This is a genomic window from Paenibacillus sp. JJ-100, assembly GCF_948329825.1.
Taxonomy (GTDB): domain Bacteria; phylum Bacillota; class Bacilli; order Paenibacillales; family Paenibacillaceae; genus Paenibacillus.
Genome location: NZ_CAOJCM010000002.1, coordinates 138,658 through 161,334 on the forward strand (window position 1 = coordinate 138,658; position 22,677 = coordinate 161,334).

General features: G+C 41.2%; 21 protein-coding genes and 1 pseudogene. 7 read left to right on the forward strand and 15 right to left on the reverse strand.

From position 1 onward, the window contains the following. Window positions 1–199: 199 nt before the first annotated feature. Window positions 200–712 carry a DUF3231 family protein gene (locus PQG66_RS07220; protein ID WP_272036789.1) on the forward strand — a complete coding sequence of 171 codons (513 nt, stop codon included), beginning with the start codon at window positions 200–202 and terminating at the stop codon, window positions 710–712. 171 nt (window positions 713–883) lie between these two features. Here the strand turns inward: PQG66_RS07220 and PQG66_RS07225 are convergent, their stop codons facing one another. From PQG66_RS07225 to PQG66_RS07235, 3 genes are read right to left on the reverse strand one after another with little or no spacing between them, the layout of a single operon-like run. Then, on the reverse strand, window positions 884–1,981 hold the full coding sequence (locus tag PQG66_RS07225; RefSeq protein ID WP_272036790.1) for a GerAB/ArcD/ProY family transporter: 1,098 nt from the start codon (window positions 1,979–1,981) through the stop codon (window positions 884–886). A 20-nt stretch (window positions 1,982–2,001) separates the two neighbouring features. Beyond that, a complete protein-coding gene (locus tag PQG66_RS07230; protein WP_272036792.1) occupies window positions 2,002–3,216 on the reverse strand; it encodes a Ger(x)C family spore germination protein in 1,215 nt (404 codons plus the stop codon). Window positions 3,217–3,228: 12 nt separating this feature from the next. Next, the gene (locus PQG66_RS07235; RefSeq protein WP_272036794.1) at window positions 3,229–4,845 is read right to left on the reverse strand and encodes a spore germination protein; all 1,617 of its coding nucleotides are present in this window, start codon (window positions 4,843–4,845) and stop codon (window positions 3,229–3,231) included. Window positions 4,846–4,978: 133 nt separating this feature from the next. On the opposite strand from PQG66_RS07235, the gene PQG66_RS07240 reads away from it, so the two are divergent. Next, a complete protein-coding gene (locus PQG66_RS07240) occupies window positions 4,979–5,611 on the forward strand; it encodes a LysE family transporter (RefSeq protein WP_272038102.1) in 633 nt (210 codons plus the stop codon). Here PQG66_RS07240 and PQG66_RS07245 read toward each other — a convergent pair. Further along, window positions 5,604–7,049, reverse strand: coding sequence for an amino acid permease (locus tag PQG66_RS07245; protein WP_272036795.1), 1,446 nt, complete (start codon window positions 7,047–7,049; stop codon window positions 5,604–5,606). The two genes, PQG66_RS07240 and PQG66_RS07245, sit on opposite strands and share 8 nt — an antisense overlap. Window positions 7,050–7,255: 206 nt before the next feature. On the opposite strand from PQG66_RS07245, the gene PQG66_RS07250 reads away from it, so the two are divergent. Further along, the gene (locus tag PQG66_RS07250; protein WP_272036796.1) at window positions 7,256–7,609 is read left to right on the forward strand and encodes a hypothetical protein; all 354 of its coding nucleotides are present in this window, start codon (window positions 7,256–7,258) and stop codon (window positions 7,607–7,609) included. A 63-nt stretch (window positions 7,610–7,672) separates the two neighbouring features. Here PQG66_RS07250 and PQG66_RS07255 read toward each other — a convergent pair whose 3' ends face one another. Further along, window positions 7,673–8,527 carry a manganese catalase family protein gene (locus PQG66_RS07255; protein ID WP_272036799.1) on the reverse strand — a complete coding sequence of 285 codons (855 nt, stop codon included), beginning with the start codon at window positions 8,525–8,527 and terminating at the stop codon, window positions 7,673–7,675. Between the two features lie 185 nt (window positions 8,528–8,712). Between PQG66_RS07255 and PQG66_RS07260 the strand changes: the two genes are divergently transcribed. After that, complete coding sequence (locus PQG66_RS07260) at window positions 8,713–9,462, forward strand: YqcI/YcgG family protein (RefSeq protein ID WP_272036801.1); 750 nt, start codon at window positions 8,713–8,715, stop codon at window positions 9,460–9,462. 201 nt (window positions 9,463–9,663) lie between these two features. Beyond that, window positions 9,664–10,308 carry a LysE family transporter gene (locus PQG66_RS07265; RefSeq protein WP_272036802.1) on the forward strand — a complete coding sequence of 215 codons (645 nt, stop codon included), beginning with the start codon at window positions 9,664–9,666 and terminating at the stop codon, window positions 10,306–10,308. Window positions 10,309–10,820: 512 nt separating this feature from the next. Here the strand turns inward: PQG66_RS07265 and PQG66_RS07270 are convergent. The 3 genes from PQG66_RS07270 to PQG66_RS07280 all read right to left on the reverse strand — a co-directional run bounded on the left by PQG66_RS07270 (window position 10,821) and on the right by PQG66_RS07280 (window position 13,100). Further along, on the reverse strand, window positions 10,821–11,711 hold the full coding sequence (locus PQG66_RS07270; RefSeq protein ID WP_272036808.1) for an aldo/keto reductase: 891 nt from the start codon (window positions 11,709–11,711) through the stop codon (window positions 10,821–10,823). A 27-nt stretch (window positions 11,712–11,738) separates the two neighbouring features. Beyond that, window positions 11,739–12,512: an SDR family NAD(P)-dependent oxidoreductase gene (locus tag PQG66_RS07275; RefSeq protein WP_272036810.1), complete on the reverse strand. Its 774-nt coding sequence runs from the start codon at window positions 12,510–12,512 to the stop codon at window positions 11,739–11,741. 99 nt (window positions 12,513–12,611) lie between these two features. Continuing rightward, window positions 12,612–13,100, reverse strand: coding sequence for a GNAT family N-acetyltransferase (locus PQG66_RS07280; RefSeq protein WP_272036812.1), 489 nt, complete (start codon window positions 13,098–13,100; stop codon window positions 12,612–12,614). A 221-nt stretch (window positions 13,101–13,321) separates the two neighbouring features. Between PQG66_RS07280 and xerS the strand changes: the two genes are divergently transcribed. Then, window positions 13,322–14,413: a tyrosine recombinase XerS gene (xerS, locus tag PQG66_RS07285; protein WP_272036814.1), complete on the forward strand. Its 1,092-nt coding sequence runs from the start codon at window positions 13,322–13,324 to the stop codon at window positions 14,411–14,413. A 493-nt stretch (window positions 14,414–14,906) separates the two neighbouring features. On the opposite strand, the gene mobB is transcribed toward xerS, so the two are convergent. Together mobB and PQG66_RS07295 are read right to left on the reverse strand one after the other, a co-directional pair. Next, complete coding sequence (mobB, locus tag PQG66_RS07290) at window positions 14,907–15,464, reverse strand: molybdopterin-guanine dinucleotide biosynthesis protein B (RefSeq protein WP_272036816.1); 558 nt, start codon at window positions 15,462–15,464, stop codon at window positions 14,907–14,909. 6 nt (window positions 15,465–15,470) lie between these two features. After that, window positions 15,471–16,739, reverse strand: a complete 1,269-nt coding sequence (locus tag PQG66_RS07295; protein ID WP_272038103.1) for a molybdopterin molybdotransferase MoeA — start codon at window positions 16,737–16,739, stop codon at window positions 15,471–15,473. 220 nt (window positions 16,740–16,959) lie between these two features. On the opposite strand from PQG66_RS07295, the gene PQG66_RS07300 reads away from it, so the two are divergent. Continuing rightward, window positions 16,960–17,250, forward strand: coding sequence for an HNH endonuclease (locus tag PQG66_RS07300; RefSeq protein WP_272036818.1), 291 nt, complete (start codon window positions 16,960–16,962; stop codon window positions 17,248–17,250). A 693-nt stretch (window positions 17,251–17,943) separates the two neighbouring features. Here the strand turns inward: PQG66_RS07300 and PQG66_RS07305 are convergent. The 5 genes and pseudogenes from PQG66_RS07305 to cdiI (PQG66_RS07320) all read right to left on the reverse strand — a co-directional run bounded on the left by PQG66_RS07305 (window position 17,944) and on the right by cdiI (PQG66_RS07320) (window position 22,628). Beyond that, window positions 17,944–18,285 carry a hypothetical protein gene (locus tag PQG66_RS07305; RefSeq protein WP_272036820.1) on the reverse strand — a complete coding sequence of 114 codons (342 nt, stop codon included), beginning with the start codon at window positions 18,283–18,285 and terminating at the stop codon, window positions 17,944–17,946. A gap of 132 nt (window positions 18,286–18,417) precedes the next feature. Continuing rightward, window positions 18,418–18,784: pseudogene (locus PQG66_RS25360) on the reverse strand (zincin-like metallopeptidase toxin domain-containing protein). 769 nt (window positions 18,785–19,553) lie between these two features. After that, a complete protein-coding gene (gene cdiI, locus PQG66_RS07310) occupies window positions 19,554–19,952 on the reverse strand; it encodes a ribonuclease toxin immunity protein CdiI (protein ID WP_272036822.1) in 399 nt (132 codons plus the stop codon). A gap of 7 nt (window positions 19,953–19,959) precedes the next feature. Then, entirely contained in the window at window positions 19,960–21,726 is a 1,767-nt protein-coding gene (locus tag PQG66_RS07315) for a CdiA family toxin C-terminal domain-containing protein (RefSeq protein WP_272036824.1), read from the reverse strand. 518 nt (window positions 21,727–22,244) lie between these two features. After that, window positions 22,245–22,628 (reverse strand): ribonuclease toxin immunity protein CdiI, encoded by a 384-nt coding sequence (gene cdiI / locus PQG66_RS07320; protein ID WP_272036827.1) that lies wholly within the window; start codon window positions 22,626–22,628, stop codon window positions 22,245–22,247. Window positions 22,629–22,677 lie beyond the last annotated feature (49 nt).

Genomic DNA, 22,677 nt, shown 5'->3' on the forward strand with positions numbered 1-22,677 from the left:
AAAGACCAGCAGAACGAAATTGCTGGTCTTTTTCATCTTTATTTTTACAACCACTCCTCATTCATTTGATTTAGTTTACATAATAAATATGATGTTGTCTTCGGAAATTAATTATCCATCCCTTCCTCTGATGCATAAACTTGTTGCTCGACGGAGAACATAATTTTTGTTGACAACGATCTTCTGGGAGGGAATACAAATGGGTATTTTAGGTGGTAACCCCAAAAATGAACCAATGCATTATGGTGAGATCTTTAGTGTATGGCAATGCTCGACGATAGCCAAAGGTGCTGTGTCTTGCTATCAAGCCTACTTAAACCATGCAGGAGATAAAGATCTGAAGAAAATTCTTAATGACTTGTTGGATCAAGCCAAGCTTGAAGTGAAAGAATGCGACACATTGCTAACTGAAAATGGTATTGCCCCTGCACCAACGCTTCCGGAAAGACCACATGTAGAGCTTGAGGATATTCCGGTTGGTGCCAGATTCACTGATCCCGAAATTGCTGCCAAAGTGACTGCTGATACATCCCTAGGCCTGGTTGCGGCGAGCCAAACAATTGGACAATCGATCCGAGAAGATATCGGTGCTCTGTTTGCCAAATATCACGCGACCAAAGTGGCTATAGGCCTCCGGATTCTTCAAATGAATAAAGAAAAAGGTTGGCTTATCCCACCTCCGCTTCAAGTCAAAAGACCGGATTCGGAGTAGATATAACCTGAAAAGCTAACAAAATTCTGTAATGAAATGTTGAGACAAAGAAGGAGAAGCTTTCATTCTCCTTCTTTGTCTTTTGTTATCCTATTGATTTTGTTAACAAAAAAACGGCCCAGTCCTAGCCTGAGTCGTTATGGACATGTCATGGAAAAAATCAATCTGGCTTTATTTTTTGTTCACATTCGTTTTTTTCTTCACTAGAATAACTATGAATAATAATATCGGGAGGATCATTTGAAATACTGGAGATGAATAAATCAAGGCAGCACCTAGCCCCACCTCTATATGTTCTGTATAAGTCGGTGATATGAAAGACAGACCATACATAATGATCCCCAGTGGCAATACCCATTTCTTATAATTCGCTCCGGTCACTCTCTCCAACCCAATAACGGCCCCAAGTAGAAATGCAACCATTTTGATACCTAATCCTTGAAAAAGAAGCAACGTAAATAATGCATCCATCCGTTCAAACACCTCGCCCAGCTCAATTAATTGAACGGTTTCCAGAAGCGGAAGCGTACTATATGTAGCAATCTGAGGACCGAGTACGAAAATAATAAGTTGATTGATAAATGTTAATCCTATAGCAACCAGGATATAAGAAGTCACCACTACCTTATTTAAATTCTTATCTTTACGCACATAAGGATAGAAAACTAAAAATAACACAACTTGCCCAAAGGGAAAAGAAATAATCTCCGGAAATGCAGCCTTGAAAATAGGAGTCAAACCATTCTCCAAGATCGGCAAACTGAATTCCGGGTGAAAAAGGCCAGTTGAAGGAATCAAAATGATGATCAACGCATATCCCAGAACAATAAGGGGGAAAAGAATCATACAAATTAGAAACAACACACGATAGCCATATCTTACAGCGTTGGAAACAATCATAATCGTAATGAGGCTGATCAACCACATGGGTGTCCGAAGCAGCAGCGTCATTTGAGTAACTTCACTGAAATCACGCAAATTTCGAGAAGCTTCATAGGCAAAATAACCTATAAATGAAAGGTTTAATACGGTCCCCAATACCTTTCCCATATAACGGCGAAATAATAAAAACAGATCCAGTTCAGGGTCTTGGTGGTGAATAGCCAAGTGAAGAATTAATAACAACAAGCCACCAACAGCTCCTGCAAGCATGGCAATCCAAGCATCCTGCTTGGCTTCCCCCCCAATCAGGAATAATGTAGTACTTCCAACTTCGAACAAGGCAAGACAAACTGCTAATTCGGATACGCGAAGAGTTCGAGTTGACATCCATGTACATCTCCTTGATATTAGTCTTGTTCTGAACTGTCCGATTGAAGCATTTTACTAAACGAGTCCTGAAGTAAACCTACTTTTTTCAGACTAACATCCACGTTAATCTGAATGTCCATTTGTGCCAGTTCTTGTGGCCAATGGTCTTTCATTTTTTTCCAATCTTGTGGATCTCTTTGATGTATTCTATTGGCAATCCCCAACATATCGACATGTAGCCGTTGATTTGCTTGCCAACCAAGTAGGATCTGTGCTTTGATGGTTTGTTCCGCTTGTTGCTCCAATTCACTGATCGTATGCGAGCTAGTCAAATCTTTCTTCGAGGTGCTCTCGTCCAGCTCAGCTTCAACTTTTGCATTCACCTGAACGTTATAATGCCGTCCTGACTTTATTGGTATAACTTTGATATTTGCTTTTCTCACATTGAATGAGTTAATCTCTCCATTTTCCCCGACATAGCTTAGGTTCGTTCGTTTAACACGATCCGTTAACCATGAAATCCCCAAACTTTCCTTCTGATTGAGCACTCCGACTATTTTGTCCCTCTTAAACACACTTAGTCCATCGATTCTTAATTTTCCAGTTGTTGACGTCTGCTTAAAACTGTCGATTGAATTCATATTATTAGCTGGTCTTGGCATTGTTAGAGTGGGAATCCCGGCAGAACCGCTATCTGAAGTGATTTTCAAACCAATCTCATGAAGATTCATCACAGGATAGAACGCCCCTTCCTCTTGGTTCCGTTCCAAAATTTCCGATAGGGCACGACCCGGATGTTTTTCTGGAGGAATCAATTTTTCAAGATACTCTTTGGCTTCTCCATCTGCAATGATAACCTTTACTGTTTCGCGCAATCCAATATTCCGGAAGTAGTGGTCCATGATCTCTGCAATCCCGTATTTTGCAGCACCTTCACCGATCAAAATGACGCTGGAATGAGCAAAATATAACTTTTTGGAGTTCTTAACGCTACTGCGGGCCAGCGCTTCCGGTATCGTCTTGCCTTCCGATGAGAAGGTATCAACGGGTGCTTGAGAACCACCAGTTGAAGTACCATTCGCACTGCTCGCTGGAGGTGTAATTATTTGGTAAGTAATATTCCACTTTCCGTTCTGTCTGTCAAACCCGGTTGCGGTCGTAATGCCCAAGTCATTCAATTCGATGTGATTACTACAACCGCTCATGGACATTACTGAGACCAGCACTATGGATATGAAATTACGTCGATTCACGAATGTCCTCCTTCATTGTCCCGGCTCGGAATCATTGATACGATCTATAATATTATCAGACCCTGATGGGTATTGATGTGCAGCCTGTCTCGTTATATTAGTTGAATCTGCTGTTTCGTTCGGCCTACTCTTCATTGCCCACCAGGGGACTCTCAGTATCACGTCTTTCATGTTCGATTTGTAATATGGACTGTATGGTGTGAGATAATCCATCCCAAATGACTTCAGCGACACCAAGTGACACAACAATGGTATTGCTCCCGCGAGTATGCCAAACAACCCAAGCGTGCCTGCCATCACCATAAATAGGAAACGCATTAATCGTATTGCTGTAGCCATACTGATATAAGGAAAAGCAAAGTTGGATATCGCTGTGAAGGATACCACGATCACCATTGCCCCTGAAACCAAACCAGCTTCCACAGCAGCTTGGCCTATAACCAATGCTCCAACAATGGAAATTGCCGGTCCAATTGCTCTTGGCATTCGTACCCCTGCTTCACGAATTACCTCGAACGTAACTTCCATAAGTAATGCTTCAATCAAAGCTGGAAAAGGAACACCTTCACGCTGTGCTGCCAAATTAATCAATAAGGTAGTAGGGATCATCTCCTGTTGAAATGTGGTGAGTGCAATATAAGTGGAAGGCAGCAATAAAGATACCAGAAAACAGATTAATCGAAGAGCCCTGAGAAAGGTTGAAATATCATATCTCTGGTAATAATCCTCAGGAGCGTGAAAGAAATTAAAAAAGTTAACTGGGGCAATCAGCGCAAATGGTGTTCCATCCACAAGAATCGCAAACTGTCCATCTAAAAGACTACCTGCAACCGTATCAGGCCTTTCTGTATTAATTAGAGTAGGAAATGGAGTAATAGGCGCGTCCTGTATGAATTCTTCTATGTAACCACTCTCAAGTATGCTGTCCGTGTCAATAGCTTTTAACCTTCTCGTGACTTCCTCTATGATTTCAGGTTTGGCTATGCCTTGAATGTATGCTAATACGACTGAGGTTTGTGTGTACTTACCAATCGTGTGCTTTTCAAACTTGAGGTCCGGTGTCCGTAACTTTCTTCGAACCAGTGTGATATTGGTTGAGATCTCTTCTGTAAACCCTTCTTTGGGACCTCTGACCACTGTTTGGGATGTGGGCTCCTCTACTGATCTTCTTGCACCTCCAGAGATTGCTACTGACATTACAGTCTGTACACCCTCCATAAAAATAACGACATGACCTGTCAGTATAGCTTCATACACAAGAAAGAAGGTATCCAGACTTTGGATGCCACCCGAAGATAATCCTTTTTTCATTAAGGCATCCACCGGCTGTTCTGATTCTTCGAATAAAGTATTACTATTCACCATTTGGATTACGTTATCCATTAGCTCCACTAGAAGTGATGGATCTGTCAATCCCTGCATATAACACACAGCAAGGGATGCGGTTTTTGTATCAGGCTGCATGAACTCACGAACCACAAAATCAGGACTATACTCAAATGCCTTGGTAATGGTATTTAGGTTATTGTCTAGTGAACCATTTATACTTTCGGAATGCTGTGTTCGTATATTGGATGGTTCTTCTTTTTTCTGTGATGTTAATACCTTTTCCATCCAACGTATGAGCATACAATCACCCTCTTTGTGTTTTCTGAATAATATGGATCTTTTGTCCAAAAAATATTCACTGCCTATTTTAATCTTGTCCTACAAAAACACCTTGAAGAATATACTGATACAGTATGGAAAGGAGGGCATTCTTATTTATATACTACTAGGTTATGTTTTCTTAGGACTCACACTCTCGGCACCTATGGGTCCCATTAATGCAGCACAATTGGACAAGGGGGTCCGAGGTGGTTTTATGCCGGCCTGGTTTGTGGGACTAGGTGCAATCGCAGCGGATATCATTTACATGCTGCTCGTGTATTTTGGCGTTGTGCATTTGCTTGAACTTCCATTTGTGAAGGTGTTTTTGTGGCTGTTTGGTTGCTTTGTATTGGTCTATACGGGTGTGGATAGTATTAAAAGTTCAGGAGCACATGCTCCCTCTCAGATGAGAGGGGATCATTCTCAACTTTCCAAGTCTTTCACTCAAGGATTCCTGATGTCACTATTCAACCCCCTTTCCATCATGTTCTGGCTAGGAATTTACGGCTCTGTACTCGCCAAAGCAGTGGATGATTCTCCTATGGATCAATTGTTAATCTATAGTGGGGCGATTATTTTTGGCGTCCTCTTATGGGATGTGTTCATGGCAACTGCAGTAAGTGTATTTCGCAAATATCTAACACCTAATGTCCTTAAAGGAATATCTATAATCTCCGGACTCTCTTTAGTCTGTTTTGGATGTTACTTTGGATATAAAGCCATACAATTTCTATTCTTTATTTAAGTTTTCTTTTTTTGCGTAGACGAATACCAGTAATGTGAAAACTGCTCGTCTCTGTCGCACTCTGCTCATGTTCTTCATCTTCTTCTTTCTGGGAGTTGGATGTTTTTGTTGAGGACTTTTTTTTACGAATTCGCTGTACAATGATGTCGCTAATGACAATCAATGAGACAAGCAGCAAGCTGATATAGAATCCTGGTCTGCTGAGTGTATGAAAAAGCGTCCCGGTTACCGCTGTAGCAATAAGCAACAAACCTAACCATCGTTTCACTTTATCGAACTTCCCTGACTTCAAAAGTTTGCCGGCGGACAGCAAAATCAACGACCAGTTATACAGAAGCATCAGTCCTGCTGCAGTCGTAATGTATTCATATACTTTTCCGGGAAGCAAAAGAGACATAATGATCGTTCCAATTAACCCACAGCCAATGATGGAAAGAGCGAAAAAAGGGTATTTTTCCTTCCATTTTCTAGAGAACAACTTCGGAGCATCACCCTCCTGTGCCAAAGTAATAATCATAGATGTAACAGCATAGAGAGACGCTGTCATGGTTGAAAATCCTGCCACAATCAAAACGCCATTAAAAAGATGTGGAACAAACGCCAGATGATCACTGCTTAGAGCTAGAACAAATGGGCTCTCTTTGGGGTTGAATGCATTCAGCGGAACCATAATCAACGCCAGTCCAATAGAAACAACGTATACAGTTGATAGTGCAATGAGCATGACTTTCCCCGCTTTGGGTGCCTCCTCGGGTTTTTGCAGCCGGTATGACATGATTCCAAGCACTTCAATACCTCCATAGGCATAGAACGCAAACAAAAACGCAGACCACAGGCCTACTCCACCCTTTGGAAAAATCGTAGCCATATCCATCGGTACTTTATGTTCATACTTGGTTCCTCCAATCCATCCTGCGAGAAGACCAATGGCAAGCACCAAGAACATTATGATGGCTGCAATCTTAATGATTGCCAATACATTCTCAACGCGGTCAAACCCTTTATTGCCAAAAAACACAATGCAAATCCCCACAATTCCGAATCCGGCAGCAAAGATCCATAGGGGTACCGATGGAAGCCAGAACCGTGAGAAAATGGATAATGCGGTTAATTGACTCCCCATAATGAGTAATTCAGAGAACCAATAGAACCATCCACTGGCGAAGCCAGCCCAGCTTCCAAAAGCATTCTTCGCATAGGAACGGAATGACCCTTGCTCCGGGTGATCTGCCGTCATTTTTGCGAGCGCATCAAAAACTAAATATGTACCCAAAGCCGCGAAGATATAAGCTATCAACACAGCAGGACCACCAATAGAAATGGCAAGGCTGGAACCCAGAAAATATCCGGTCCCAATCGTTCCTGCTACACCAAGCAAACTTAATTGCCACCACTTTAGTTTCTTCTCTTCTGATGAATTACTTGATGCTTTACTCATTTTGTCATTCCTTTTCTGTATCAATTTGATGTTGCTTTCGTTTAGCCTACCCAATTTCCAGTGAAAATGTTCATACAAAAGATCCGGTAGATATCTAGTGGATGGCACCAGGAAATGAATTGATTTCAGAGAATGCAGGTTGAATATTTCCTAGAACCTCTTTACATACTACTCAGGTAAATCAAATCACATAGGAGGTTTTAAACATGAATCAATTCTCGCAGACTCAACAAATCACTCAGCTTGCTCAACAGCTCACGCAGCAAACACAACAGGCATCCATGCAATATCAACAACTTTTGAGACAAGAACAAAGCAATGCTCAACAACTTGAACAGTTGGCACAACGTGAGCAACAAGCAGCTCATATTATTCAAACCGCTCTGCAAGGACATCAAACGGCTATCCAACAATTGCAACAGATCTCTAGCCTTGCACAACAACTTGCCAATACATCATCTCAGCATGTATCTTACCTGGAGCAGCCGTACAACACCCCTAACATTTCAGCCAACGGTCAATCTTTTGGCACGTATTCAAACCAAAATCGCCAACAATAACATAGAAAGCAATAATGTAAAAAGGAGCCATTATATTGGCTCCTTTTTTGGGATTGTATCTTCTTATGCATTAAGATCATGTAAGCCTGGACTATGTTCATTCGGAAGTTCCGGCATATAAGGAAGTGGATATCCTTGTGGCGGATCGATCACTTGCAGTTCGCCGCCATTTCGACTCGGCGTTTGACCACTGAAAATCTCAGCGATACGTGTGCTGTCCAATCGGAAATTGAACTGAGCATTATGGAAACCCAGATCAACATATTTCCGACACTCCGGATACTTGTTGATATCGTAATTAGGGATTGGGAATATATTTCCCCAACTCACGCCTAAGGTCTCCAGGGCTTTAGCAAATGCATTTTGGTGAGCATTATCTCGAACAATCAGGAAAGCTAACGTTTCCCGAAACGCCTTGTTGCTGCTCATCTCGTAAATACGTGATTTTTGTAGCACACCTGTAGATTCTAAAACCACATTATCCAGCAGGTTACTTACCAGATTTCCGTGATCATATACATAATTCCCAAGCCATGGATTGCCGGCTGCATCTACGGGCAGAGAGCTCTGAGCTCCCATAATGTAATGATGTGGGTTAGCATGTTTAATAGCTTCATCGAGCGGAGCACCATCCACACCTGCATCTCCCGCTCCTTCTGCTCCTGCTCCGGTTAACAATTGATTAATCGTTTGTTGAACAAGTTCAATATGACTTAACTCCTCCAGAAAAACACCTCGTAACAGATCTCTATACTGTGTGGCATTTCCTCTAAAATTACTACTTTGAAAGAAAAACTGCATCATCGTCCGCATTTCGCCAAACTGACCACCAAGGGTTTCTTGCAGAACTTTTGCTGCTGCTGGGTCAGGCTTATCCGGAACGATCAGGTTAATCAGATCCTCACGATAGAAAAACATGGGTGTCCTCCATTCTAAGTTAGTTTACTGTTCTAGTTTCTACGAACTTTCTATTTGTATGTAGTCGCTAAGTTAACAATCTTTGGGTGTTCATCATTTGTATAGCGGATTTTAAAAGAAAAGCTGTAGTAGACAGTCACCATTTTAGCTCTGGGTTATATCCTATAGGTAAAGGAGGACTGTTCATGTCGTTGTTGTTTTCATCTTCAGAATTAGAGAGCGAAGAGCTTCCTCTCGAAGCCTGGAAGAGGGATGCTCACCAATTGTTTTCTTCCAAAATGAGTGACCGTGAAGCCCGGTTTCCCTGCATTCCAGCGACTCAAGCCTTTGCCTTGGGTCACCTTCGATTTGGTTTTGTGCCAAATTCGGAAAACGAAACAGCCGAATATCATCTGTCGCGCATTCTTACGGAATATGGAGAATCTTCACGTTCTTTCGGAGAATATTCTTCACTCGTTATCTTTTTTGAGAAGGAAAACGAGATAAGGGATGTATTGGGCTATGAGAAAGTGTTCTGGAACTTATTAAGCAAAACCAGAGGTTTGGATAACAAGCCTTGGCCGAGCGATATTCCTGAAGATCCTGAACATCCTATGTGGGAATTTTGCTACAACGACGAACGGTACTTTGTCTACTGTGGTACGCCAGCACACAGATCACGACAAAGTCGGAACTTCCCCTATTTCATGCTCGCTTTAACACCACGCTGGGTATTGGATCTATGGAACGCACAACCTCAAAGAGCAGCAGCGATCTCTCCACGAATTCGTACTCGATTGGCTGCTTATGACACTGTCCCAGCACATCCTGAATTAAAGCAGTACGGAGCGGAAGGAAATCTGGAGTATAAACAATATTTTCTGCGAGATGATGATACCGCTCCATCTAAATGTCCTTTTTTACACTCATTGCGGGAACAAAACGCAAAACAATAAAATCAGTCGCATTCTAAACAAGCTCTCCTCTGAATAAGCTGTATACCAGCCGATAATTTGAGGAGAGCGATTTTTTTTATTTTCACTCCAGGTGTAGACGTACGTAAACTGCTAGAGCAAGCAGATGAATGAATGGACAAGCAAGACAAGTAGACAAGCTATAATTTCCCTGTAACCCATCCTTTTAGAAAGGAAATGACTATGGAGATTTATGTGAAATTTATCCTGATTGGACTTGCTATAGCCATGCCTGTAGGAGCAATCACGGTAGAGATGACCAAGCAGGGGCTACGCAACGGATTCCTTCATGGCTGGGCAGTTGGCTTGGGAGGAATGACACTGGATATGGCTTTGATTGTTGCAATGTATTTTGGATTCGCTGCGCTGCTGTCCATTCCATGGGTTCAGATTCCATTATGGCTGGCTGGTGCTGGATTTTTGGCTTATTTAGGTTATGACTCTATACGCAATTCAAATGTAAACCTCACTACCTCGGTTGGAAAAGCAGCTCAAACTCCTCCTTCTTTTTGGCGGACTTATCGTAATGGTTTACTGGTTGCGATCTCCCCAGGTAATCTGATGTTTTGGGTTTCTGTCTTTGGGGTCGTGTTATCGGACTCGTATCAATCCACAGGCAAGCTAAGTTTCATCTTCGCAGCAATGGGAATACTATGCGGTATTCTCCTGCATGATCTAGGTCTACTTTCTATCGTTTCCATCACACGTAAAATGATGAGTGCGAAGACAATTCAATTCGTTTCCAGTCTCGCAGGAGTACTTCTGCTTGGATTTGCATTCTACTTTTTGTACAAGTTTGTCATCGCACTATGGCAATATATCATATAGAAATGACCCACATTAGAACAGGCTTCTATTGAAGCGATGTACCACTCATTTCAAGCAAATACGTATTGAAAAAGCTGCTCTTTCGCAGAAAGAGTAGCTTTTTTTGTTGACTTCTAGAGCAGCTTGTGGAAGTTCCTTTTTACAGTGTTTTTGTAAATAAGGAGTACGATTGTATGATGTATGTAGATGAGTAACAAAGGTGCGAATTATTTCTTTCTATTGTGAATTTTTCATATGTTGAATCTTTAATATATACTAATAAATCTGGATCATTTCGCAACCGATCGTTGAACTTTCACATTGAATGCATCGAGTTTTCTTGATTTGATGCTTCCTTTTATGAATTTTTCATATATTGAAAATAATACTATCTTACTGCTTTGGATATCGGTCCATCAGTATTATTTTCATTTCAGATTTTTGAGCACAAAAAAACTGCCGATCAAGGCAGTTTTTTGGTCGTTATAACTTGTGAAAGGTATGAGCTCGTAGACTTTTACTGATTATTCAGGTTAGATACAACCTGTCCAGTCAGTTCGCGATACTTTTCTCCAGCGTTCACGAATGGCATCATATAGCTCCTGCTCAAGCGGTCCTTTCGCTACCAAATCGGCATTCTGCTTCCAACGATCAGGCTTGGCGGTACCCACAATGGCGGTATGCACCCCTTCGGTACTTAATGTAAACCGCAATGCAAATTCCACCGCTCGCTGAGATTCTTCGGTCAAAAAGTCATATTTCAATTCATTTAAACGCTTCCAATAGTCATAAGCATAGTTATCTTCTGTCACCGTATCATACATCCATGCCACATTGGCAATCGGTCTTTTGGCGATGATCCCCATGTTTCTTTTACGTGCCTCAGGCAAAGTCAGTTCAATCGCTTCCTGGTCAGCAATATTCAACGATGTCTCCAAACTGTCAAATACACCTGTACGAATAGCATATAATGCATCTGTTGTATCTCCGCTATACCCGATAAAACGAGTTTTTCCTGCCTCTTTTGCTCGTTGCAACACTTCGATCACATCGCCTTGCCTGAGCACCTCTTCCGAACAACTGTGCAGATGCACAACATCGACATAGTCTGTTTTCAAACGCTTGAGACTCCGATCAATGGTCTGTTCCAGCACCTTGGCGTCCCAGTCCGGGCCGTTCACACCTGCTGCATGTCCACATTTGGTAAAAAGATAGTACTCATCTCGGCGATGTGCCAGCACGTCACCGATCTTTTCCTCACTGTCTCCATAACATTCTGCTGTATCGATCATATTCAGACCTGCATCCAATGCACGATTAAGCAACTTTTCGACGTCCGTTTTGGATGCGTCCCGAATCTCAGAGCCACCAAAACCAAGGGTACTGACTTTCATTCCGGTATTTCCATAAGTCCGAAGTTCCATGATAATCCTCCTCCAACATTCAGAAAATTAGAAACCGTAAATAGACATACCACCATCGACTAACAAAGTCTGACCTGTGATATAACCAGCTGCATCTGAAGCAAGAAAAGCAACGGGACCAACAACTTCTGGTAATTCCCCTACACGTCCAAGCGGTGTACGGCTAACAATCTCCTGCAAATATTGTGGATCATCCAGCAGCTTTTCAGTTAGCGGTGTTCGGAAATACCATGGTCCGACCGAGTTCACCCGAATCCCGTACTTTCCCCACTCCATAGCAAGAACCTTCGTCATGTGGATTAATGCTGCTTTGGTAGATCCATATACGACTCCAGTACGTAGTGCTGTTTGGCCGCCTACTGATGAAATATTAATAATTTTACCATCACCATATTGCTTCATATGCTCACCCGCGAGTTGCGAAGCGAAAAAAGCTGATTTCAGATTCGTTTGCATGATCGTTTCCCACTGTTCTTCCGTCACTTCCAGCGCTGGCGTCCGAATGTTCATCCCCGCATTGTTTACGAGAATATGAATACGTCCCATCTCAGCAATGGCCATTTGAAAAGTCTCTTCTAGTTGCTCTTTTGAAGTTACATCTGCACACAGTGCCAAAGTACGGCGACCCGTCTGCTCAGCAATAGTTGCTGCTGTCTCTTCAATCTCCTTCATTGTACGGGATACAAGCACAACATTGCTACCTGATTCTGCTAATCCCATAGCAATTGCTTTGCCAATGCCTCTGCCTGCGCCTGTAACTAATGCAGTTTGACCATCCAGATGAAATGCCGGTCTCATCATCTTAAGCCCCCTTGTCCAAATTCCACTTTTGTTTAATTTGCTACGTTATATAAGTGCAGCGCAGATGCCATTTATAATAGGGTAGATTTTACTGCTACTTCATGTCATAAAATACTGGCTGGGATTACCCAGTTCCGGATGAAATTTTTCCCTAAACCGTCCTCCGGTGTAATCTCCAATAATTTTACGCCAAAATGCCTGTGCAATCACATTGTTTCTAACCTGGGTCACCTTCCATCTCCCTGGGAAACGCCTAAACAATTCATATGCGGCTCTCGTTCCAACTCCGCTACGCCTATATTTTTGCATCACAAAGAACTCGGTCAAATAGTAGTCATTGTCTTTGCTCCCAGGTTCCAACTTCTCAACAAGTGCAAAACCCGCTGGCGAACCATCACTTGTAATCAAAAAAGGAAATTTGCGCTCTTTCTCCGTCCAGAATGCATCCAGACCAGGATACTCTGGGAAAATACCATCCTGATCTACATCAATATTCAGATATTTCGTAAAATCATAAAGATAAAATTGCATCAGATGCCGAATGACCTGACTACGTTCGCGGGGAACCAGCTCAATCTGCATATTCATTTGGTTCGCCTCCTCTGGTCTGCATATTCTGCATGTATATCATACTGTAAACCTTTATATAATGAAGGGCAACAACCTGGTACAACGAACTCAGCACAACCGTTATGTAAATCTTCATTCACACCACACCATTTACTAGAATCAAATCAGATGATTGGATGTAAATTATGGTACACTAAATATACTTTATTAAAAAATTCATTTCCATGGAGGTGCCGAACTTGACCAACGTGCAAAAAGAGATCGACCGCCGCAAACTCGATGAAAAACTGCCATCCATGCCCTGGTTTGTTCAGCAATTCATTGACTATAAACTGCCTGACTTATCCCCGTCTACTCTGCTGGAGTACTTAAGAGATTATGATACATTTTTCAGTTGGTTACGAGCAGAAGGGCTGTCTCAAGCTGAGTCTAACCAAGGGGTTACTTTAACAGAACTTGAAGTCCTCCGCATGGATTCTGTGACAGCGTACCGCTTATTTCTCACCACCCGACGCGAAGGAACGAATTCGAGAATTACGGTATCACGCAAACTCTCCTCTCTCCGCTCATTATTTCATTATTTGAGCCAAATTGCTGAAGACGAGGATTTCTATCCATTGCTTAAACGTAACATTATGGCCAAGATCGAAATCAAGCGCACTCATAAGCCGAAAGATACCGCCGCCAAGCTTAAGGGTAAGATTTTGGAAGAAAACGAGTTACTTGAATTTATAGGTTACATTCTTGAGGGATATGCAGTAGATATGCAGAAGAACAAACAGGCTCTCTACTCACATGAGCTGAACAAAGAAAGAGATGCTTGTATTGCCAGCTTGATTCTAAATTCAGGGCTTCGTGTATCAGAAGTCGTCAACCTTAACGTGGATGACATCGATCTAGGTAACAAAATGCTATATGTTTATCGCAAAGGTAATAATGATGAAACGTTTAAAACCCCGGTTTACTTCAGAGAACAGGCCAAAGATGAATTAGCAATCTATATGAACCTGCGGCAATTACGTTATCGTACACCTAAACGAGAAAAAGCTCTCTTTATCGCTCTGCGTAACGGAGAATCCGAAGGTAGTCGGATGACCAAACGTGCCATTCAGGCGATGATTATGAAATATGCCAAATGTTTCGGCAAACCATATCTCACCGTGCATAAATTACGACATTCATTTGCCACTGACTATTATTTGCAGAATGATATTTATAAAACAAAAGAGCAGCTTGGTCACGCTTCTACCGAAACAACTGAGATTTATGCACATCTGACCGACAAAACGATGTCGGAAGCGATTGAACGCCGCGTAGCAGACGACGCATAAGTGTAACTACTCGTTAGATATTTTAAGTATTTTATATAGATGGATATATTAAGATACTATAGACATTTTAGTATTTTGCATAGAAGACGTAACTTTTTCATCGGACGAGACAGTAGGTTGTTAAACGGATCATGTTACGTATTACTGCATTAGGTATTACTGTATATGAACTAAAAGCTCATGGAGCTTAAGTATATTTGATCACTTCGTTAACAGCCTGCTGTTTAACTCGTACGATGTATAGATAACTATAATTCCACAGCAGTTCTAAGCCGTTCTCTGCAATATTACTATTTGGCATTACTATAGCATCTATAGAAGTACTATAGCTGTTCTACAGTTTTGCTAACTTGATCCCTTCAACATCCGAAATTCCAAAAATTTATCTGAAATAATTACCTTTTCTGTTGTACTAAAATAGACAATGGAATTTTGGTTTACATAACTTTAATTACGTTATACACGTGTTATTAACCTCTATTATCGTGAAACTCTATGAATTCGTTGAGTTTATTCGAAGCACAGCCTCTACAATCGTTTCCCATTCATTGAACAGAAATTTTGCTTTGTCATGGGTGGTTAGAGAATTCTTCCCTTCTGCTCCTACGTTTACTTCGTCTAGCAACTCTTGAGACCCGAATACAATGCCAACAACATGTTGCAGCTCGTTTGCCAGAGTCAGATCATGGGTTTCCCGTACCATCACTAATTTGGGATATGTGGCCTCCTTATAACCTTCAATTACAATCCAGTCATAGTCGGAGAGCTGGCCTAACATATCCTCAAGTCCAGTGGTGTGTTGCTTTAGAATTGCTGTTCTCTTATGAGATACAACTACCACTGCTGATGCTCCAGCCTTACCAAATTGATAAGAATCCGTTCCTTCCTGATCCATCTCAAAATGGTCATGTCCATCATGTTTAATGGCGGCAACCTTTAAGCCTTTGGCAGCAAGGCCAGCAATTAACGCAGAAGTCATCGTTGTTTTACCCGTATTTTTGTACCCTACCACTTGGATGATTTTTGGCTTTACGGTACTCTTTTTATTCATACCCAGCTACCTGGTTTGCCCGGTTGGAATCTTGAGAATGGTGACCTGTTCGCCTGCTGCAATGCCCTTTTTCTCAGGTGGAATAACAATCAGACAATCACTATCCTTAATCGTAATCATGACACTGGATTCATCCACACGGGAAGCTGCCGGAGCCGCGTATACTCTTCCATCACGAATGATCGTACGTCCGCGTACAAAACGTGTAAAATTGTTCACTTTGGCGTATTCGTCTTCCAAGATGACATTCCACTCTTCTAAATAGGGATGGGCATCAGCCTGCATAGATCGAAGTGTTGGACGCACAAACAGATTAAATCCTACAAAACATGCTCCCGGGTTTCCAGATAATGCAAATAAAAGTTTGTCCTTGTACACCGCAGCTGTAGTCACACTACCTGGACGCATAGTGACTTTGTTAAAAAGAAGCTGCATTTGATTCTCCAGCACAAGATCGCCCATTATATCATAGTCTCCAACGGACACACCGCCTGTCGTGACAACGATATCATTATCTCGAATCGCTTCATCCAATTTGGCTCTTGCAGTATCCACATCGTCAGCAATTGCTCCATACATGACTGGCTCTCCCCCGGCTTCAATCACCAAGGACCGAAGCATATAGCTGTTGCTATTTCGAATTCTGCCCGGCTGTAACGGTTCATGGACTTCAAGCAACTCCGTACCTGTAGCAAAAATAGCCACCTTAGGCCGTTCAAAGACCGGTACTTCTGCTACACCAAACGTCGCCAGTACAGATTGTTCACCTGCTCCAATCACTGTACCTGCTTCGATTAATTGCTCTCCTTCCTGTACTTCAAGTCCAATGGGTGTTATGTTCGCTCCCTCCTGGATCTGACGTTTCAACGCTATCCAGTGCTCACCTTGTTCCTGCTTGCTTTCCGTCATCTCCATCATCACAACTGCGTCCGCGCCATCCGGAACCTGAGCACCAGTCATGATTCTTGCTGTCGTCCCTGGTGTAATATAATGTTCTGAAGCATAGCCGCAAGGAATTTCATCAATCACCCGAAACCATACTTGTTGTTCACTTGTAGCCTTATTCGTGTCTGCACTTTGAATCGCAAAACCATCCATACCTGATCTACGAAAAAAAGGATATGCATGTGGCGCTGTAATGGACTTCGCTAGTGTGCGGCCATGCGCTTCCGCAAGTGACACATGTTCAACTCGCCCTGCAGATACATGGGTTGCAATTCTGGCTTGTGCTTCAGGTACTTGAACAGCTGTACGATGAAATTTGGGAGTGTTCATATCATAAGAATGGGAACCTTGTTTCACAGTAACTTACCTCCTGAGCTTTTCTCATTTAAAAAAGTGTAGCCCGAATGCCGCAGGATGACAAGTATATCGCTCACTGACTCATCGATGAGGACAGGTCTTTCTATTTTAAAGTTCATATGTAATCGTCTGCATCCAACATGAAACCTATATGATCTGCTCATACTACAAGTGACAAGAGGAGGCCAAGGACATGAATGAACAATGCGAGTTATGCGGAAGAAAACCTGTGGAAACTACGATTCATCATTTGACACCCAAAGAAATTGGCGGAACATTTTTGCCAACAGCCAACCTATGTATACCTTGTCACAAACAAATTCATTCATTATATACCAATCGCGATATTGTAACCCTTGGCCTAACTGATCTTCAGTCCCTGAGAGAAGATGAACGAATGATCCCATTTATCCGGTGGATTCGGAAGCAGCCTGCCTCCACGATTCCCCGAGTACGCAAATCCAATCATGTTCGCAAATCGTGAGACGATTTCTTGCGTATTTTCTTTAGTTAAGAAGTTGTTCATTTGGTTAAACTTAACTTTCTACATATTTTAAAAGAGACCTTTCATCTTTAAGTAGAGGCTTTTGATATGTCCGGTTTTCATGACATCCTTTTGTGCTATGGGGTGGTATTAGGTATTACCTATTTGTCCGAACTAAAAGTTGTTGACAAGTGTGAATCCAGCGAAATGGGTATCAGCGTTAGAAAATCGACGAAAACCTCTGATTCTGACGATAATTCCGTCACTATAACATTTAATATTCTATTCATCCAAGCGACTTTGTAATATTAGTCTTCCAGAAATGTCGTTTATACTGGTCATAGCTAATTAATTGCAGACAATTTATAGATAATTCCTTAAGTCGGGCTATCCTGCCTTTTTGTTAGGACGTCTTCAGACAGCTTATTTCGAGGTGACACATCTTTATACTCAAGTACATTTCCAAACGCCTGTATGAAAAAGAGAATAACTAAAAACAGGTCAATCATGGTAATAACTTACCATAATCGACCCGTTTGATGTATCTGCAGAGCTTTGTTTAACTTTAAATTATTTGATATGTCACAACATAAATAAAGAAATCCTTAAACGGGTATTACATGGGTTAACTATGCTCTTGATGAATGATGAATTCATTCGACATAGGTAGCTCCTATAAAAACTTATTAATGTTTATTCATCATCATCCTCATTAAAAATGGCTTCAAACTCCTCATCAGTGTACTCTCTATTACTAGATAAATGGTAGCGATGAGGAATCCCATTATGATCCAGTATATGGTCAACCTCCCCCGCTTCATCAGAAATCACAAAAGTAATTTCATCATCACCTTCATATACCTTCGGTGTTATGTCGGCCAAAACAAGCCATGCACTTCCTTTAACTCTATAGAATTCATTATAGAACTTCACAGATCTCTCTATATCATCATGAATGACACCATATAAATTATACCTTTTCTGATATTCCATTGCTATTTGTATCGCTTGACTTGCTTTTAGATTTGTTTTCATTTCTTCGCTCACTATTCCTCAAATCCTTTCCAACTTGGTAGAGGCCATTGTCCATTTCTTACTTTAAAGATATATCTTTGTACTTCGCATACTCTTCAGCACTAAACTTACTCTTATTTTCATGATTTCATATTAAACATATTCTTCTCTCTCTAATGTAGTTAACTTGAGATAATTTTCTTTTCCGAGCTGCTGAATTGTTTGACGTGATAAGATTCATGAAGGGCACTTAACAAGGAAGCATCAGGTCTTAATACTATTTGTCCAGTATAAGGGTCAAAGCCTCCTGCGGCTTTGACTGGTAATACATTTTCCTCTTAAATTGTTTCATATCTCGTACGCTCACTATTCTTAATCCATCTACCGTTAAACGAGGTTGACCACTTACGGGCATATCTGCCCATTCTATATAATCAAGATTAGTCGTCCCATCAGTACGTGTGCTTGTCCGTCCCTTACTAGCCTCATCATATAGATGCGAGTCATCAAACTCATCCATAGGCTGATTCTTACCAGGACCACCCAAAGCTCCTTTAAAAGGGTTGGTTTTGGCTGTAATCTTCGGCCCAGTCTTACTGCTAGCTATAGCTGGAACATGAGGAACCTGCTGCTGCTTCCAAGCTTCCCATGTATCACTCAGAGCCGAATTGTTCTGGTTGTTTACCAGCTTGTCCGCCGTCTTATTGGATTCCGTTCTTTAAATTTTTCAACTTCTCCACGTTTTCCGCAATAGTCCCCTACCCGATAAATTAACTGATTGTCATTAGAGTTACTTTCTTCACAGCTAAACAGTTAACACAACCGCTCTTACTACTAATTGACGTGCTATATATCCTAAAAAGGATTGAGTATATCTTCTCTACCCTATCTCGAGCGTATTTTAGAGTTGCGATTGATTTCACAAAACTGCGAGAATGCTGACATAACATAAAAAACAGGTCGATTGTGGTGGTATCTGACCATAATCGACCTGTTTTTTGTAACAGAATAGCGTTGATCCATAACGAGAATTGCCTAAATTCACGCCAACGCGGTCATATTTTTTCATAATCTAGAAATGCTGTAAGCTAGGTTTCGAGTAGATGATTCATAGCAGACTCATGTGACTAGAGCCTAAACTAAATTATTGTAAAATGATTCATAGGGAAGACCTCTGTCTGAATTGCTGTGTGGTAACTCAATTCTACTAGAAAAGGTTTTACTTTTTTTCTTTACACAATATATTTTATGCTCTCGTGTAATTCAAAGCACTGTAATTTTATGTTTAACTATTCCACACCGTATTTTTCTTTAATTTGAATCAAATATTTGTTTGCTTCCTCTGCCTTTTCTTTATTTCTTTCAATAAAAAAATCACATGCTACTTGTAAGTAATTACATAATTCATCATATGTAACAATATCGTACCAATCGTCATCAATTCCATAATAAAATAAAACTTTATTTTCCCCAAAATAACCTTCATCGCCAACTTCAAATTCATCTGAATAAACTACACCAATAGTGTCCCTTCTCAGTAAATATTCATTCAGAAATCCTTTTAAAATTTCAATAAAATCATAGTCAAATACAAACTGTACTAAAACGGTTGTAATGTAGCTCTTTTCTAATTTGTGATATTTAAATGAATTTCTTAACATTTGACGTTCTTCCGTATAATTACTCAATGTATAATCACATCCCATTACTAAATTTTAAAACAGGCCAAAAATTTTCTATTTCACCTGTTTCTATATTTCTTATCGCTTCAAATTTTAATCCATTACTTGAGGTTCCGCGAATCATTTCTTTATTCTGAGCCTCTAGTTTTTCGATCTGTAGTCTACTGATTCCTTCTTCCATTGCCTCTTTTCCTAATCGTATAATTTCGTCATTAGAAATAACATTAGGATCATATATAGTTTTTTTATGTGGTGGTTTATCTTCCTTGGGTATATATTTAAATTTACCAGTACCTTTCCCTGTATAATCTTTTATTTCAACCATCATTCTATATTCCAAATCATAAATGCCAGGAACGTCGGGATGTTCTAATTTCTTCACCACTTGTAATGAATACTTCCCATTTTCGCTAAAAAACTTCTTAAATTCTTCGTAGTTATGACCACCGCTAACACCCTTCCATTCTGTAACCTTTTCTATCTCTCCAGTTAAGTGTTCTAAATAATACCCCTCTTTGTATTTAACATCACCCGTCCCATCAGTACGTGTGCTTGTCCGTCCCTTACTAGCCCCATCATACAGATGCGAGTCATCAAACTCATCCATAGGCTGATTCTTACCCGGACCGCCTAATGTACCTTTAGAAGGTTTCGTTTTAGCTGCAATCTTCGGTCCAGTCTTACGGCTAGGTATGGTCGGAACATGAGAAACCTGCTGCTTCCATGCCGCCCAAGTATCACTCAGAGCCAGATTATTCTGGTTGTTTACCAGCTTATCCGCCGTCTTATTCAGCCCATGCTTGGCCAGTATGGCCAGGTTTATCACCATCAACGTGATGCCCAACTTATCCAATAGATCCTGATCCATGCCTAGAAACGTTGGATTCGTATTGGGATTTCCGTTCTTCAGGTCATTCAACTTCTCTACGTTCACCACGATCGTGGAGACGCCTAGCGCAATATCCGCTGCAGCCAGCAAATACAGAGATGCCCCACCGGTCGGGATCGCGGCTATAATGGCGACCACACCAAACATGATGTTGAATTCTGCGATCAATATTTTTGGACCAATGATTAGCTTTTCGAATGTGTACCTAGAGAAGTATACCGTTTTTTGAGATTGTTTGCTCAAATAATCCGGCTTTTGTGGGATACCATAGGCAAGTTCCATCTCTGCCAGCCAAGGACTGATCTTCTCGAATACGTCCCCGATTCCAGTAGATTCCACGAACTTCTGGATGATCCCTGGCTGTCCGCTCGGCTCCGCCGTTGCAGAAGCCCCCTGACTCTTCAGCACCGGAGGAGCAGGCAACATCGCATAGATCTCCTCGTCTGACTTGCCTGCTTTCTTCCCGTTTTCCATCACTTTCATGGATTGCTGCTTCCAATGATAGATCGCCGTTCGATCCTGATCCATCTGATCGTAGGCCTTCTGCTGCTTCGCCAGTTCGGCTTGTTTTTCAGCTTCTATTTCATCATCGCTTCTTTTGTCCGGCTCTGGAGCGGGTTGCTTAATATACTTTTGTTGATACGTGGTTTTTATTTCTTCGGAAGACTTACCGCTTAGCCACTTCTTGGATTGATCCTTCAATCCAGGATCATTCTTAGCCGTCTCAGCTACCTGCTTACGAATGCCGGCTCGTTGCTCATCCGTCAGCTGAACTGGAACTTTTAATGTTTTAAATAGTTCGACCTCTTCATTCCAAATTTCCCCTTCAGCGAGTGAATCTATATACAACTCTTCCAGCTCTTTGTCCGTTAACAGATCTTCAAACGCCACTTCGATCTTCTGGAAGTCAATCTTGGCTAGGGAAGGCGGCTAGCCTGACACGTATCCATATCTACCTAGGTCAACTGGTCGTCACCGGATTGTTCGTTCACGATAACCATCGTGGCTTACGTCCAGATTGTTGTAGACAATTTGTAGAAAATTCCTGACAATAATAATAGTCGGGCTATCCTGCCTTTTTGTTGCGATGGCTTCAGACAGCATATATCGGGGTGACGCATCTCTACAGTCACGTACATTTTCAAAAACCTGTGGGAAAACGAAGATAACAAAAAACAGGTCAATTACGGTGGTATCTGACCATAATCGACCTGTTCTGTGTCACACTGAAGCGTTATTTAAGCTATATTTTTCAAGTGAAATGACAAAATCTTTATACGGGTATTATATGGGCTAAGCGCGTTATTGGTTGAATGATTGATTCATTTGGTACTAGGTAGCCCGAAACATATCTACTAAAGTATGAAAGATAACCAGCAATCTCAAGAAAACATAGGTCGTTCTTAGCGTTAGATAATCATAAATTTATTTTTAATTACATCCAAACAAGCTTCCACTTGAACTGTATCATTCGGATTACGAGTTAAATAATCCTCACTTGCTTCAATTAAATACTTAAAAAATGTCTCGTAGTCTACAATTGCATTTTCTTCAATTTCAGCCATTGGAGGTTGCAAACTAAAACAAACACCCCGTTCCCCAAAATATCCTTCTTCTCCTGGATGATATTTATGGGCAAAAGTGCAACACACTGGATCAATCCCAAAACCTTCACCATTTTTAAAATGGTTCATAGTTTGAATAAATTTACCTTCACCTATTATTTTATAAAATAATCTCATAAGTTCTACCTTTTCCGAAAAATCTTCAATTATAAAAATCTCATCTTCCATATAAATCCCCCTATAAATATTAATCAAGTACAGGAAAAAAGTTGGTGAT